Origin of the sequence: Pseudomonas sp. NBRC 111139 (genome assembly GCF_001753955.1) — a bacterium.
Classification (GTDB): domain Bacteria; phylum Pseudomonadota; class Gammaproteobacteria; order Pseudomonadales; family Pseudomonadaceae; genus Aquipseudomonas; species Aquipseudomonas alloputida.
Genome location: NZ_BCBP01000015.1, coordinates 85,013 through 100,404 on the forward strand (window position 1 = coordinate 85,013; position 15,392 = coordinate 100,404).

At 63.4% G+C, this 15,392-nt stretch carries 13 protein-coding genes; 6 read left to right on the forward strand and 7 right to left on the reverse strand.

Translation table 11 applies throughout. The annotated features are described in order from the left end of the window. From BJQ17_RS01365 to BJQ17_RS01385, 5 genes are all read left to right on the forward strand, one after another. Complete coding sequence (locus BJQ17_RS01365) at positions 1 to 330, forward strand: MliC family protein (protein ID WP_003249387.1); 330 nt, start codon at positions 1 to 3, stop codon at positions 328 to 330. A 100-nt stretch (positions 331 to 430) separates the two neighbouring features. Beyond that, positions 431 to 1,495 carry a class II fructose-bisphosphate aldolase gene (fba, locus tag BJQ17_RS01370; RefSeq protein ID WP_003249389.1) on the forward strand — a complete coding sequence of 355 codons (1,065 nt, stop codon included), beginning with the start codon at positions 431 to 433 and terminating at the stop codon, positions 1,493 to 1,495. Positions 1,496 to 1,707: 212 nt separating this feature from the next. Beyond that, a complete protein-coding gene (locus BJQ17_RS01375) occupies positions 1,708 to 3,834 on the forward strand; it encodes a bifunctional diguanylate cyclase/phosphodiesterase (protein WP_060538091.1) in 2,127 nt (708 codons plus the stop codon). Positions 3,835 to 3,873: 39 nt separating this feature from the next. After that, positions 3,874 to 4,374 carry a M48 family metallopeptidase gene (locus tag BJQ17_RS01380; RefSeq protein WP_003249394.1) on the forward strand — a complete coding sequence of 167 codons (501 nt, stop codon included), beginning with the start codon at positions 3,874 to 3,876 and terminating at the stop codon, positions 4,372 to 4,374. Positions 4,375 to 4,386: 12 nt separating this feature from the next. Beyond that, the gene (locus BJQ17_RS01385) at positions 4,387 to 4,683 is read left to right on the forward strand and encodes a helix-turn-helix domain-containing protein (protein WP_003249396.1); all 297 of its coding nucleotides are present in this window, start codon (positions 4,387 to 4,389) and stop codon (positions 4,681 to 4,683) included. 25 nt (positions 4,684 to 4,708) lie between these two features. Here the strand turns inward: BJQ17_RS01385 and BJQ17_RS01390 are convergent, their stop codons facing one another. Further along, positions 4,709 to 5,161 carry a GNAT family N-acetyltransferase gene (locus BJQ17_RS01390; RefSeq protein ID WP_003249398.1) on the reverse strand — a complete coding sequence of 151 codons (453 nt, stop codon included), beginning with the start codon at positions 5,159 to 5,161 and terminating at the stop codon, positions 4,709 to 4,711. A gap of 153 nt (positions 5,162 to 5,314) precedes the next feature. Here BJQ17_RS01390 and BJQ17_RS01395 point away from each other — a divergent pair, with 153 nt between their 5' ends. Then, positions 5,315 to 6,052, forward strand: coding sequence for an ABC transporter substrate-binding protein (locus BJQ17_RS01395; RefSeq protein WP_003249400.1), 738 nt, complete (start codon positions 5,315 to 5,317; stop codon positions 6,050 to 6,052). A gap of 18 nt (positions 6,053 to 6,070) precedes the next feature. Here BJQ17_RS01395 and yccS read toward each other — a convergent pair whose 3' ends face one another. From yccS to BJQ17_RS01425, 6 genes are all read right to left on the reverse strand, one after another. Then, complete coding sequence (yccS, locus tag BJQ17_RS01400; protein WP_014859624.1) at positions 6,071 to 8,254, reverse strand: YccS family putative transporter; 2,184 nt, start codon at positions 8,252 to 8,254, stop codon at positions 6,071 to 6,073. Between the two features lie 83 nt (positions 8,255 to 8,337). Further along, positions 8,338 to 9,519, reverse strand: coding sequence for an NAD(P)/FAD-dependent oxidoreductase (locus tag BJQ17_RS01405; RefSeq protein WP_054889350.1), 1,182 nt, complete (start codon positions 9,517 to 9,519; stop codon positions 8,338 to 8,340). Between the two features lie 121 nt (positions 9,520 to 9,640). After that, positions 9,641 to 10,978 (reverse strand): ATP-dependent RNA helicase DbpA, encoded by a 1,338-nt coding sequence (gene dbpA / locus BJQ17_RS01410; protein ID WP_230065385.1) that lies wholly within the window; start codon positions 10,976 to 10,978, stop codon positions 9,641 to 9,643. A gap of 112 nt (positions 10,979 to 11,090) precedes the next feature. After that, a complete protein-coding gene (mdtD, locus tag BJQ17_RS01415; protein ID WP_003249408.1) occupies positions 11,091 to 12,518 on the reverse strand; it encodes a multidrug transporter subunit MdtD in 1,428 nt (475 codons plus the stop codon). A gap of 109 nt (positions 12,519 to 12,627) precedes the next feature. Continuing rightward, complete coding sequence (locus BJQ17_RS01420; RefSeq protein WP_070095397.1) at positions 12,628 to 13,947, reverse strand: TldD/PmbA family protein; 1,320 nt, start codon at positions 13,945 to 13,947, stop codon at positions 12,628 to 12,630. Then, positions 13,947 to 15,389, reverse strand: coding sequence for a TldD/PmbA family protein (locus BJQ17_RS01425; RefSeq protein ID WP_070095398.1), 1,443 nt, complete (start codon positions 15,387 to 15,389; stop codon positions 13,947 to 13,949). The genes BJQ17_RS01420 and BJQ17_RS01425 overlap by 1 nt, the downstream gene beginning before the upstream one ends. Between the last annotated feature and the right edge of the window lie 3 nt (positions 15,390 to 15,392).

The window sequence follows — 15,392 nt, forward strand, 5'->3', positions numbered from 1 at the left end:
ATGAAAGCGCTTTTGGCCGTGACGGCCCTGGCGACACTGGCAGGATGCTCACTGCTGCAGCCGACGCAACCGGCCCCGGCAGACAACTGGACCCGTTGGGTCTGCGACACCCAGGCTGAGGTGCTTTGGCGCTTCGCCGATGCGCAACGTGACCAGGTTGACGTGCGCCTTGGCGGCGGCGACCAGGTGTACCGGCTCAAGGCTGAACCGGGTGCCTCGGGTGCGCTGTACAGCGATGGCATGCTGGCCTTCCACACCAAGGGCGAAGAAGGCCTGGTGTACTGGGTGGCAACCAACGATCTGATTGGGCGGGGCTGCAAGGCACCGTGACTGGCCGGGCCGCGAGGGTGGCCCACACTACTTGAACAGCAACCGCCCCTGCGGCAGGCTTGCACGAAACAAACGACGCTTGTCGGGAGAGAGATACACAATGGCACTCATTAGCATGCGCCAGATGCTGGACCACGCCGCCGAGTTCGGCTACGGCGTACCAGCTTTCAACGTCAACAACCTCGAGCAGATGCGCGCCATCATGGAAGCGGCCGACAAGACCGACTCCCCGGTGATCGTTCAGGCTTCGGCCGGTGCCCGCAAATACGCGGGTGCGCCATTCCTGCGCCACCTGATCCTGGCTGCCATCGAAGAGTTCCCGCACATCCCGGTGTGCATGCACCAGGACCACGGTACCAGCCCTGACGTCTGCCAGCGCTCGATCCAGCTGGGCTTCAGCTCGGTCATGATGGACGGTTCGCTGGGTGAAGACGGCAAGACCCCGACCGACTACGAGTACAACGTCCGCGTTACCCAGCAGACCGTTGCCATGGCTCACGCCTGCGGCGTTTCGGTTGAAGGCGAACTGGGCTGCCTGGGTTCGCTGGAAACCGGCATGGCCGGTGAAGAAGACGGGATCGGCGCCGAAGGCGTGCTGGATCACAGCCAGATGCTGACCGACCCGGAAGAAGCCGCCGACTTCGTCAAGAAGACCCAGGTCGACGCCCTGGCGATCGCCATCGGTACCAGCCACGGTGCCTACAAGTTCACCAAGCCACCAACCGGTGACGTGCTGGCCATCGATCGCATCAAGGAAATCCACAAGCGCATCCCCAACACCCACCTGGTGATGCACGGTTCGTCCTCGGTACCGCAAGAGTGGCTGGCGATCATCAACCAGTACGGCGGCGACATCAAAGAAACCTACGGTGTACCGGTCGAAGAAATCGTCGAAGGCATCAAGCACGGCGTGCGCAAGGTCAACATCGATACCGACCTGCGTCTGGCCTCTACCGGTGCCATGCGCCGTCTGATGGCGCAGAACCCGAGCGAGTTCGACCCACGCAAGTTCTTCGGTGAAACCATCAAGGCCATGCGCGACGTGTGCATCGCACGTTATGAAGCCTTCGGCACCGCGGGCAATGCTTCGAAGATCAAGCCGATCTCTTTGGACGGTATGTACCAGCGCTACCTGAAAGGTGAGCTGGCCGCCAAGGTCAACTGATCGACAGGTAACCCTGAAAAACCCGCAGTGATGCGGGTTTTTTTATGGGCGATGGAAACCTGTACATAATTTCCGCAGACCTACCGTTAGTCGGCTACCGTACAGTTTAACCACTGATAGCGTTCTGATTGCATTGCGTGTTGCAGCCTCAGGACTAGAGTACTAATGGATCCAACCGTATTTTGAAGTCGGTCACATAACAGAGAAGCAGCATGGATGGCGCTTACCCTCAACAGCAGCCACTGGATGGCAGCTCAGTTCTTCTGGTGGTAGACGACTACCCCGAGAACCTCATCAGCATGCGGGCCTTGCTGGCCCGGCAGGATTGGCAAGTATTGACGGCGAGCTCTGGGATAGAAGCGTTGAGCGCGTTGCTTGAGTACGAAGTCGATCTGGTGTTGATGGATGTACAGATGCCGGAAATGGACGGCTTTGAAGTCGCCCGGCTGATGCGCGGCAATCAGCGTACCCGACTGACCCCGATCATTTTCCTCACCGCCAACGAACAGTCCGACGCGGCCGTGCTCAAAGGCTACGCCAGCGGCGCCGTGGACTACATGTTCAAACCGTTCGACCCGCAAATACTCAAGCCCAAGGTCCAGGCGCTGCTCGACCAGCAGCGCAACCGGCGCATGTTGCAGCAGCTCAGTCGCGAGCTGGAGACGGCCAGGGCGTTCAATGCGTCCATCCTGGAAAATGCCGCCGAAGGCATTCTGGTGGTTGATGCCCATGGCATCATCAGTTTTGCCAACCCGGCCATTTCCCGTTTGCTGGCGGCACCGGTGCAACAACTGCAGGGCACCCCATTGCTCGACGTTGTGCAACTGACCAGTACCAGCCTGTGGCGCGAGTCGGACTTCTACAAGGCCTACCAGGGGCGGCAAATCTTCCGCGTACATGATGCCCAACTGCGTACTCAAGGCGGTGAGTTAGTGCCGGTGGCGCTGTCCTGTGCGCCGTTGCCGGCCGACCAACAGGCCATGGTGGTGACCGTGCTGGACATGTCGGTGGTGCGTAACTTGCACCAGCAGCTGGAATATCAGGCCATTACCGACCCGCTCACCGGCCTGCTCAACCGTCGTGGTTTTTACCAGGCTGCTGAAGGTGTTCTGTTGCGCAACGAGCGCTCGGACAAGGCGCAGGCGTTGATGTACATGGACCTGGATGGCTTCAAACGCATCAACGACTCGCTCGGCCACGACGCGGGCGACCGGGTGTTGCGCTGGGTGGCCGAGCAGCTCAAGGACTGCCTGGGCAGTGAGGCCTTGCTGGCGCGTATGGGCGGGGATGAGTTCACTGCACTGTTCGACAGCTTGCCCTACCCGGAGCAGGCCGGGCGTTATGCAGAACGGTTGCTCGAACGTGTTTCCATCAGCCATGAGGTCGACGGGCTCGATGTGTGCCTTGGGGTCAGCATCGGCATTGCCACCTACCCGGACTGCGGCGCCAATGTTGAAGGCCTGCTGCGTTCGGCCGATGCAGCGATGTACGCAGCCAAGCAAGCGGGGCGTCAGCAATACCGCTTCTACGACCAGGAACTCAACGGACGGGCGCGCTCGCGATTGATGCTCGAGGACAGCGTGCGCATGGCCATCGAGCAGCAGGACTTTACCTTGGTGTATCAGCCACAGGTCGCCTTCCACGATGGCCGCCTGCGTGGTTTCGAGGCCTTGCTGCGCTGGCAGCACCCCAGCGTTGGCGATGTGCCGCCGGGGCTGTTCATCCCGTTGCTGGAAGAAGCGCGGCTGATCAATCGCCTGGCCAGCTGGATCTACCGCCAGGGGGCCGCGCAGCGGCAGGCCTGGTACGACAGGTTTCCGCCGGACCTTGTGCTCGGCATCAGCCTGAGCCGCGCGCAGTTCGTCATGCCTGGCCTGGTCGAAGAACTGCAACGGGTCATCCAGCTTTACCAGCTTGTCCCGACGCAGTTGGAGGTGGAAGTGGCGGAAACGTCGCTGATGTATAACATCGACGCGGCCGTCAAACAGATACACCGCTTGCGTGACCTGGGTGTGAGGGTGGCCCTGGATGACTTTGGTGCGGGTGACTGTTCGTTGCGCATGCTGCGCGACCTGCCTATCGACACCCTCAAGCTCGACCGTCATCTGGTGGCACGTCTGCCCGATTCGGCGGTAGATGCTGCGTTGGTTCGCAGCGTGATCGGCTTGTGCGCCGACTACCGTATCACGGTGATCGCCGAGGGGGTGGAGACCCCGGCGCAGGCAGCCTGGCTCAAGGCCAATGGTTGCGAATACGTTCAGGGTTTCCTGGTGGCTTATCCGATGACCGCTGCTGACGCTAGCGGCTTCCCGGCAATTTTCTCCTGGCCAGGGCCGTGATTGGCTAGAATCGGCATTCGTTACGCCGAATACAGCGCCATGACCGTACTACGTTACTTGCAAGCCTACCCCCCGCACCTGCAGGCGCAGGTGCGGCAGATGATCGACAGCGACCGCCTGGGTGAATACCTGCAGCGCCGTTACCCTGACCGCCATGACGTGCAAAGCGACAAGGCGCTGTATGGCTATGCCCAGGATCTGCGCCAACAGTACCTGCGAAGTGCGCCAAACCTGGACAAGGTGCTGTTCGACAGCCGCCTCGATCTGACGCATCGGGCCCTGGGCTTGAACACGGCGGTGTCGCGGGTGCAGGGTGGCAAGCTCAAGGCGAAGAAGGAAATCCGCATTGCCTCGCTGTTCAAGGAGGCCGCGCCACAGTTCTTGCGCATGATTGTTGTGCACGAGTTGGCGCACCTGCGCGAGCGAGATCACAACAAAGCGTTCTACCAGCTCTGCCAGCACATGGAGCCGGACTATCACCAACTGGAATTCGACCTGCGCGTCTACCTGACCTACCGGGAGCTGCCGGGCAACCTCTAAGGAACATGCAGCATGGAAGTGAGCAAGACCAAGAGCAGCTTCTACCGCCGCCTGTACGTGGCCTGGCTGATCGATAGCCAGACCGCGACCAGCGTGCCCGCCCTGATGGAGGCCACCGGCATGCCCCGTCGCACAGCTCAGGACACTATCGCCGCGCTGGCCGACCTGGACATCGTCTGCGAGTTCGAGCAGCAGGAAGGCGCACGCAACCACGCCGGGCATTATCGCATTCATGACTGGGGGGCGATCGACAAGCAGTGGATCATCCGTCACTTGCGGCAGATCCGCGAAGTGCTGGGTTACCCCTGATGTGCAAAGCCCGCACAGGGTGGGCTCATCCCTTGCGCATTCCAATGGACGCGATGCCGTCCTCCAAAGACTCCTCGCCCACCACCGCAAACCCATGGCGGGCATAAAACGCCTGTAAATGCGCCGGAGCCGACAGATAAACCGGCACCCCCGGCCAACAATGCTCCGCCGCTTCCAGCCCCTTGAGCAGCAAGCTTTCGTCGAGCTGCAAACCTCGCGCCTGCGGTGATGTCACCACTCGTCCGATCACCACATCCCCACCTTGTGACTGCGGATCCAGCAGGCGCAGGTAGGCCACCAGCTTGTCTTCCTGCCAGGCCATGAGGTGCAGGGTATCGCCAGTCAGGTCCTGACCATCGACTTCCTGGTAGGCGTGGCGCTGCTCCACCACGAGTACTTCAGTGCGTAGCTGCAAAATGGCATAGAGCTGCTCCTTGCCGAGGTCGGTGTGGTGCTTGCAGAGCCAGTCGATTGACATGGGCACGAACTCCTTGGATGGGGCTCGATCATCGCATGCTGCATGTGCTTCGGCCAAAATAGAGGCTAAATGACACTATTGGCCGCTGCCCTCGGCAACCGCTTTGTGTAATCTCACTGGCAGTGTTGCCCTCCATTGCGAAAGGACGTGAGCATGCGGCCACTGCTTTATGTTCTGGGTTTACTGGCAACGATGCTGGCAACACCTGCCCCGGGTCACGACAAGCTGCGCCTGGTGGCCGACAACTGGCCACCGTTCACCGATGCCAAGATGCCGGGCGGCGGCCTTGCGACCAGCATCGTTACCACCGCACTGGCTCGTGCCGGCTACGCCAGCGGCTATGAAGAGGTACCGTGGGCGCGTGCATTGCTGGGGGTAGGTGAAGGGCGCTACGACGTGCTGATCAATGCCTGGTACAACGACTCGCGCGCCAATATCGGGCAATTCTCCAGCGCCTACCTGAGTAATCGTATTCGCCTGCTGCAACGTAAGGGCGAGGCATTCAGCTACACGCGTCTGTCTGACCTTTATGCCTACAGCATTGCGGTAGTGCGTGATTACACCTATTCACCGGAATTCGACGGGGATCCGCGTCTGAACAAAGTGCCGGTGCGCAACTTTTCTTCTGCGGTACGCATGTTGGCGGCAGGGCGGGTAAGCCTGGCGGTGGAAGACGAGTACGTGGCCCGCTACAACCTGCAGCGCGAGCCGCAGGAAGTGCGTGACAGGGTGATGCTGGTGGATCCGCCGCTGGGGGAGAACACCCTGCATGTCCTGGTCAGCCTGAAGCACCCGGAGCATGATCGGATCGTCGAGCGCTTCGAGCAGGCGATAGCGGCGATGAAGGCCGATGGCAGCTATGCCCGGCTGCTGCGTCAGTACGGCTTTTGAGCACAGGCACTAAAACGATCAGGCCGGGGCATTTTCCTTGATCAGGTGTGCCGCCAGGGTCCGCAATGGCCCCAGCTGGCGGCATATCAACGCCAGCTGCGTCTGCACCAGCCGCTGATGCTCATCCAGATCTTCCGGCATCTGCTCCAGGGCATTGGCCAGCGCCTCTTCGGCATCACTGTGAATCGCCACCGGCAGCCGTGCGGCCAGGCCGTTGGCAATCTCGTCCAGGCTGCTGGCCAGGCTTTGCCCGGCGCCTTCGATCAACTGCTCCTGCACCTCCGCTGGCAACGCCGTGTCGCGGTGCGCGCCTAACCCCGAGAGGTAGCTGAGCAACGTGTGCGACAGCACCAGGAAGCGAAAGCCAACGTCGGCCTCCTTACGGAAATGCCCCGGCTCCATCAGCATGTTGGCCAAGGTGGTGGACAGCGCCGCGTCAGCGTTGTGGGCATTGCGCCGGGCCAGGCGGTAGGCCAGGTCGTCGCGCTTGCCGTGGGCATACTGCTGCATGATCTGGCGCAGGTACACGCTGGCGCAGGCCAGGGTATTGGCCAGCGCCTTGTTCAGCCGTCGGCCCTGCCAGTCAGGCAGGAACAGGAACACTGCAAGAATGGCAATCAGGCTGCCCACCAGCGTATCGAACAGGCGTGGCAGGAACAGGCCGTAGCCATCGCCGATCTGGTTGAAGCAGAACAGCACCATCAGGGTGATCGCGGCAGTGGCCAGGGTGTAGCGGGTGGTGCGGTTGACGAAGAACACCACCCCGGCAACCACGGCGAACAACGACTGGATGACCGGGTTGGGGAACAGGTCGAACAAGGCCCAACCCACTGTCAGGCCAACGGCAGTGCCGAAGATTCGCTGCACCAGCTTGCGCCGCGTGGCCCCGTAGTTGGGCTGGCACACGAACAGCGTGGTGAGGATGATCCAGTAGCCCTGGGTCGGGTGAATCAGGTGCACCATGCCATAGCCGATCGACAGCGCCAGCGGCAGGCGCAAGGCATGGCGGAACAACAGCGAGGTCGGTGTGAGCTGGGTGCGCAGGCGCGTCCACACGTCCTTCAGCGAGCGCGGCGAGCGGTCGAGCAGGCTGCTGTCGCTGGCGTCGGCCAGGCTGTCCGGGTTGCTGGCGGCACTGAGCAGGCGGTCCAGTGTTGCCAGGTTGGCAGCGAGTGCCCGCAGTGAGCGCAACAGGCCGCGCCAGGCCGGGTTGCTCTGGATGCGCAGGTGCTCCAGCGAGGCGTTGAGGTCTTCGAGGGCTTCTGGATAACCGCTGGCCAGCACGAATGGTTGGCGCAGGCGGATCGAGCGGGCCAGTTCCTGGCAGGATGAGCCCTGCTTACGCAACAGGCGCTGGCAGCGGAACATGACGTCGCTGTGGAAAAACGCCTCGGTCAGTGCGTTGTAGGGGTAGTGCGAGGCACTGACACGCTCGTGGATGTCCTGGGCCAGGAAGTACAGCTTGAGGTAGCGGCTTACCTTCGAGTTTGGTTGGCTGTTGCCCACCCGGTGCAGGATGATCTCCTTGGCTGCGTTCAGCGCGGCCACCACCTTGCCGTTCTGCTGGGCCAGTTCCAGGCGCCGTGCCTCGACGTCGAGCGTGCGGACCGGTTCAAACAGGCTGGCCTTGAGCTTCAGGTAGCTGCCCAGCTCGAAGAACAGTCTGGCCAGGCTCTGTTGTACCGGCTGGTTGGAAAACAGCGCCTGCCACAGCACCGACAACAGCCCGTACCAAGCCGCACCTGCCACCAGCAGCAGCGGTTCGTGCCAGAAATCGGTGACCTGGCCACCGCGCTGGTCCACGCCGATCATGGTGTAGACCGCAGTGATCAAGGTGGCCGAAGCGATGGCGCCGTAGCGCTCGCCCAGCGCCCCGAGCATGGTCAGGCCAAAGGCCGCCAGGGCCAGGGCAATGACGAAGATCCAGGGGTAGGGGAACAGCAACTCGACTGCCAGTGCAGCGATGGCGAAGCACACCAGGGTAACGGCCAGGGCGCTGAGGCGGCCCTGCCAGCTGTCGTCGGTTTCGGCCAGGGCACTGGCGATGATGCCGAGGAACAGCGGGATCAGCAGGGCCATCTCGTTCTGGTACCAGCACAGGGCCAGGCTGCCGGTAAGGGCAATGGTGACCCGGATGCTGTAGCTGAACTTGTCTTGGCCCCACAGGCGACGCAGTGACTGACGGAACGAGCTCGATGACATGATGGCCTGCCAGGCGGTGAGCGAAGAATGCACTGCAGCACGGGCCAGCAAGAAGCGTTCCGTGCTGCTGAAAGGATTCTACTCTACACGAACTGCGCGGCGGCGTTCGCCGATGCCCAAGCCCACTGGAAGTTGAAACCACCCAGGTGGCCGGTGACATCCAGCACTTCGCCGATGAAGTACAAGCCGGGGCTTTTCAGCGATTCCATGGTCTTGGACGACACCTCGCGGGTATCCACGCCGCCCAGGGTCACTTCGGCGGTGCGGTAGCCTTCGGTGCCGGCTGGCACCACTTGCCAGTTCGCCAGCTTTTCGGCGATGTGCGCCAGTTCCGCCGGGGTGTACTGCTTCATCGGCTTCGACTCGAACCACTGCTCGGCCAGCAAGTTGGCCAGCTTGCGGGTGAACACCTCGCCCAGCACGGTCTTCAGTTCGGCATTGGCGCGCTCGGCCTGCATCTGTTGCAGCCAGGTCAGCGCATCCCGGTCGGGCAGCAGGTTGATCTCGACCGTGTCACCGGCTTCCCAGAACGACGAGATCTGCAAGATTGCCGGGCCGCTCAAGCCGCGGTGCGTGAACAGCAGGTTTTCGCGGAAGCTGGTGCCATTGCAGCTGGCGGTGCAGTCCAGCGAGGTGCCGGACAACTCGGTGCACATCGCCTTGAGTTGGGGCTCGGTGATGGTGAATGGCACCAGCCCGGCGCGGGTTGGCAGCAGGGTGTGGCCGAACTGGCGGGCCACCTGGTAGCCGAAACCGGTGGCGCCCAAGGTCGGGATCGACAGGCCGCCAGTGGCGATGACCAGCGACTGGCAGGTGAACTGGCCGCCGCTGGTCTGCAGCAGGTAGCCGCTTTCGGTCTTCTCGATCTGTTCGATGCTGGTGTGCATGCGGATCTCGGCACCGGCCTCGTCGCACTCGGCCAGCAGCATGTCGAGGATGTCGCTGGCCTTGTTGTCACAGAACAGCTGGCCGAGCTTCTTCTCGTGGTACGCCACGCCGTGCTTGCACACCAGCTCGATGAAGTCCCACTGGGTGTAGCGGGCCAGGGCCGACTTGCAGAAGTGCGCGTTGTGCGAAAGGAAGTTGGCCGGCTCGGTGTACAGGTTGGTGAAGTTGCAGCGCCCGCCGCCGGACATGAGGATTTTCTTGCCTGGCTTGTTGGCGTGGTCGAGCAGCAGCACCCGGCGGCCGCGACGGGCACTGAGCTGGGCGCACATCAGGCCGGCGGCGCCGGCGCCAAGGATGATCACGTCGGTGGAGTGCACGGTATGAACCTTCAGATTGAAATGCTGAACCCTGTGGGAGTGGGATCACCCGCGAATGCGACGATGCATTTACTGCCGCGTTCGCGGGTAAACCCGCTCCTACAGGGGGCTTTGCCTGGCTTTAGATAATGCGGACTTTCAGGGCGCGACCCTTGATCTTGCCGCTGTTCAGTCGCTGCATGGCTTGCTTGGCCAACGCCCGCTCCACGGCCACAAACGCCTGGAAGTCGAAGATAGCGATCTTGCCCACTTGCTTGCCCGGGATGCCGGCATCACCGGTCAGGGCCCCCAGGATGTCGCCAGGGCGCAGCTTGTCCTTGCGGCCAGCGGCAATGCACAGTGTGGTCATCACCGGCAGCAGGGGCTCGCCGCCCTTGTTTTTCAGGCTGTCCAGCTGGTCCCAGCGCAGCGGGCTCTTCTGCAGCGCTTCGATGGCCTGGGCGCGGTGGCCTTCGGCCGGTGCCACCAGGCTGACCGCAACGCCTTTCTCGCCGGCGCGGCCGGTACGGCCCACGCGGTGCACGTGGATTTCCGCATCACGCGCCAGCTCCACGTTGATGACCATGTCCAGGCCGTCGATGTCCAGGCCGCGCGCGGCCACGTCGGTAGCCACCAGCACCGAGCTGCTGCGGTTGGCGAACATGGTCAGCACCTGGTCACGGTCGCGCTGCTCCAGGTCGCCGTGCAGGGCCTGGGCGACGATGCCCTTGGCGGTCAAGTGGGCAACCACGTCCTCGCATTGCTGCTTGGTGAAGCAGAACGCTACGCACGATTGTGGGCGGTAGTGGCCGAGCACGCGGGTGACGGCTTCCAGGCGTTGCTGCGGGTCAATCTCGATGAAACGCTGCTCGATCTGGTTGTCGGTGTGCAGGCTTTCGACCTTGACCTGCTGCGGGTTGCGCATGAAGTCGGCGGCCAGTTGCTTGATGCCGGCCGGGTAGGTGGCGGAGAACAGCAGGGTCTGGCGGCGCGACGGGGTCTTGCCGATGATGCTGGCGATGGCGTCGAAGAAGCCCATGTCGAGCATGCGGTCGGCTTCGTCCAGCACCAGGGTGTTCAACCCGTCCAGGACCAGGGTGCCTTTGTCCAGATGCTGCTGGATGCGCCCTGGGGTGCCGACGATGATGTGCGCACCGTGCTCCAGCGAAGCGATCTGTGGGCCCAGTGAAACGCCGCCGCACAGGGTCAGGATCTTGATGTTGTCCTCGGCACGGGCCAGGCGGCGCAGCTCCTTGGCCACCTGGTCGGCGAGTTCGCGGGTAGGGCAGAGCACCAACGCCTGGCAGCCGAAGTAGCGCGGGTTGATCGGGTTGAGCAGGCCGATGCCGAAGGCGGCAGTCTTGCCGCTACCGGTCTTGGCCTGGGCGATCAGGTCCTGGCCTTTGAGGATGACAGGCAGGCTCTGGGCTTGGATCGGCGTCATCGAGGCATAGCCGAGGGCCTCCAGGTTGGCCAGCATGGCAGTGGACAGCGGCAAGGTGGCAAAGGCGGTGGATTCGGTGGTCACGAGGCGGGCCTGCGGTGCGAAGCGAAAAATGCCGCATAGTCTACCAGCCTCGTGGCCATTCGCCCTACGACTCCATGTGTTGTTCCGGACGACGGGCACGCCTTCCGTCCGTCGGCGCCAGCTGCAGGAAGATCGCCGCTGCCAGCATGGCCATTACGCCGATGGTGACGAAGGTCAGCTGGAACGCGCCCAGGGTGGTTTCCACGCCCTCGGCGCTGCCTGCCGCAGTAAAGCCGCCCAACAGTGCGCCGGCGCAGGCCACACCCAGGCTCAGCGACAGTTGCGCGACCACCGACAGCAGGCTGTTACCGCTACTGGCGCTGGCGTCGTCGAGATCGATGAGCGTCACTGTGTTCATTGCAGTGAACTGCATGGAGTTCACTGCCCCCAGAAGGCCAAGTTGCACCAACAGCAGCCAATAAGGGGTCTGCTCGTCCACCAGGCCCAGGCTTGCCAGCAGGATGCCCAGCAGCAAGGTATTACCGGTGAGGATGATGCGATAGCCGAACCGTTCGATCAGCGGTCGGGCAATGGATTTGGCCAGCATGGCCGCCGCCGCCAGCGGGATCATGCTCATGCCTGCCTGGGCGGGTGAGTAGCCCAGCGCAACCTGCAGCAGCAACGGCACCAGGAACGGCAGCGCGCCGCTGCCCAGGCGGGCGAACAGGTTGCCGAGGATGCCGATGGCGAAGGTGCGCACGCGGAACAGGCTTGGCGAGAACAGCGGCTCCGGGTCGCGCCCGGCGCGCAGCCAGTACGCGGCCAGGCAGGCCATGCCGGCGAACAGCAGCAACATTACCCGCAAGTGCGGCAGGTGCAGCTCGCCCAGGCCTTCCATGGCAATGGTGATCAGTACCATCGCTGCACCGAACAGCAGGAAACCAGGGCCGTCGAAGGTGGTGCGCTCGGCGCCGCGCAAGTCCGGGATGAACTTCCACACGGCAATGCAGCCAAGCAGGCCGACAGGCAGGTTGAGCAGGAAGATCCAGTGCCAGCTGAGGATTTCCACCAGCCAGCCACCGACCGTTGGCCCCAGCAATGGCCCGAGCAGGCCGGGGATGGTGATGAAACTCATGATCCGCACCAGCTCGCTGCGTGGGTAGGCGCGCAGCACCACCAGCCGCCCGACCGGCAGCATCAGCGCACCGCCCAGCCCCTGCACCACGCGGGCGAAGATCAGGAAGCCAAGGCTGTTGGCTGCGGCGCACAGCAGCGAGCCAAAGCTGAACAGCAAGATAGCGCTGAAGAAGATGCGCTTGGTGCCGAAACGGTCGGCGATCCAGCCTGAGGCAGGGATCAGCAGGGCCACGGTGAGCATGTAGGCAATGATCACACCTTGCATGCGCAAGGGGTCTTCGGCCAACGAGCGGGCCATGGCCGGCAGCGCAGTGTTGAGGATGGTGCCGTCCAGGGACTGCATGAAGAAGGCGATGGCCACCACCCAAGGGATCCAGCGGGCGGTGACGGGGTCCAGCGGGGTGCGTTCGGGCATGACGTCCTCGTTTGTCAGTGCCGGCCCTTTCGCGGCTAAAGCCGCTCCTACAAGGGTTACGCGTTCCTTGTAGGTGCGGCTTTAGCCGCGAAAGGGCCGGCAAGTCCAGTCACAATGTCAGGGTCAGGCCTTTGACCAGTGCTCCGGGCAAATGACTCGACCCGGTACTGCGCTGTCCATAAGTACTGGTCGACAGAATCATCTCGCGCTCCTGGGTCAGGTCCTCCAGCTGGCTGCCCAGCAAGCTGTACAGGCTGTCATCGAAGCGCATGGTACTCACCGGCCCCTGGATCTGCCCGTCTTCTACCCAGAAAGTGGCGAAGCGGGTCAGCCCGGTCATGCGCGCCGCTGGCAGGTCCGAGTAGTTCAGGTACCACAGGTTGCTGATGTACAGCCCGGTGCCTAGACGCTCAAGGATCTGCGCACTGGCCAGATTGCCCGGCGCCAGGCTGAGCGCACAGGGCGACTCGTAGCCGTCGGCGCCATTGGCCTGCAGCTCGAACTCGGCCGCACTGCGCGCACTGATCAACCGCTGCCGGGCCTCGCCTTGCTGGATCAGCGGCACATCCAGGCGCGGCGCACCTTCATCGGAAAATGCCGGGCTAAGCGAGCCGCTGACCTGCTCGGTAAAACTGACCAGCGGGCTAAGCCGTGCATCGCCGTTGTACAGGCGCTGCAGAGCGCTGTTGCCAGTGGCCAGCGCCTGCGCGGAAAAGCCGCCCCAGCACAACATGCCGGCGACTTCGTCCATGGCCGCAGGTGCAAGGTAGGCGCGGTAGGTGCCGGGCTTGAGGGTAACTGCCGGGCGGCCGAGGAAACCCAACTGCTTTCGTGCCTGGCGCAGGCGTACGGTGAAGTCGTCGGCGCTCCAGGCCTGGCCGGCATAGTTGGCCTTCACTGCCTGGCCATTATCGTGGAACAGGCTCCAGTCGACGTTGAAGCTGTTGGCCTGGTGCCAGCCGAAGGCGCCGAACGAGCTGGCGAAGCCGCGGCATACCGGGCCGGCGGCGTAGATGCCGACCAGGTCCAGGTCACCTGCTTCACGCTCAAGCAGGGCCAGTACTTCGTTCAGTGCGGGCAGGGGGTGTTCCTGCAGGCTATGGCTGTGCCAGGCGTTTTCGTCCAGGCGCAGGTAAGGGTCGAGTGCCAGCAGCGGCAAGGTCTGGCGCAGCTGCTCGAGCGCAACGTTCAGGCGCTGGCGATCCAGTTGCACGTCGCCACTCAAGGTCACCTGCTGTTCCGCCTGGCGCCCATCGCGCACCAGTCGCAGTTGCGCGCTGGCCTGGCTGACTTCGCCGGCCTGGCGCACCTTGGCATGGTTGAAACGCACGAACTGCGATTGCTCGGCACTGTAACCGAGGGTGAACTGCTCGCCCGCCTGAAGGGCGGTGCGCACCTCCCCGACCAGGGTTTCGAACGCGTGCTTCATCAGGCGTCTCCTCCGAATACATCGATCTGGCGGAACACACAGGCCGGCGAGGCGTGGCCGACCCGCACCACCTGATTGGGTTCGCCCTTGCCACAGTTGGGCGTGCCTAGCACCTGGAAGGTACTGTGGTCGCCAACCGCCGACAGGTTGCGCCAGAACTGCGCGGAGATGCCGCGGTAGTTGGGGTTCTTGACGATGCCCTTGAGCTCGCCATTTTCAATCAACTGGCCCCATTCGCAGCCGAACTGGAACTTGTTGCGCGCATCGTCGATGGACCAGGAACGGTTGGTACGCATCAGGATGCCCTGCTCGATGCCTCCGACCAGTTGCTCGAAAGACTGGTCGCCCGGCTCGATGTTGAGGTTGGCCATGCGGTCGATCGGCGCGCGGTTCCAGCCGCAGGCACGGCTGTTGGCCACGCCGTCCAGGCCAGAGCGGAACTGCGACAGCGCGCCACCCAGCGGGCGCAGCAGCAGGCCGCCGCGTATCAGGAATGCTTTGCTGGCCGGGGTGCCGTCGTCGTCATGACTGTAGCTGGCCAGCTCTTCGCCAATGGTCGGGTCGAAGGTCACGTTCAGCAGGCTGGAGCCGTACTGCAGGTGGCCGAAGTCGCTGGCTTTGACGAAGCTGGTGCCGGCGTAGTTGCGCTCGTCGCCGAGAATGCGGTCCATCTCCAGCGGGTGGCCGATGGATTCGTGAATCTGCAGCATCATCTGGTCCGGCATCAACAGCAGGTCACGCGGGCCACTGGGGGTGTTCGGTGCCTGCAGCAGCTGCAGTGCTTCGTCAGCCACCCGACTGGCCGCGCCGACCAGGCCGCAGCGCTCGATGATCTCGAAACCACCCTGTTGGCCGAAGTTGTCGCGGCCCAGGCTGCGGCTTTGGCTGTCCTGGCCGTCGCTGGCGGTCACCCCCAGGCCCGGGAACAGGAAGCGCTGGGCATGGCGCAGTTCGGCGCCGGCCGAGTTCAGGTAGGTTTGCTCGACCAGGCTCAGCCCCAGGCTGGCCTGCCAGTCCACCAAACGGCTGTCCCTGGGCACGCTGGCCGATTCGGCGGCGAGCAGGCCAAGGCAGTCGGCGAGGCTGGGCACGGGTTGGTCGAAGTTGGGCGAAACATGGTCGTGGCGTGCACTGGTTACGGCGTGTTCGCGCAGGTCCAGCAGGCTGTGCCGGGCGATCTGCCGCGCCAGCGCCTCGGCTTGCTCAAGGGCGCGCTGCAGGCCAGCCTGGGACAGGTCGGCGGTGGCAGCGTAGGCCTCCACGCCATTGACCCGCACGGTGAGCATGGCGCCCTCATCCTGGCTGAAGAAGGGTGGTTCGGCGACGTTGCGGCGAACCGAAAGCGCCTGGTGCGACTGTTTCACATGGCGCAGGGAAAACAACTCGGCCGTACTGCGCAGCGCAGCAAAGCGCTGGCGCAGCAGGGCGCTGGAATCGAACATGCG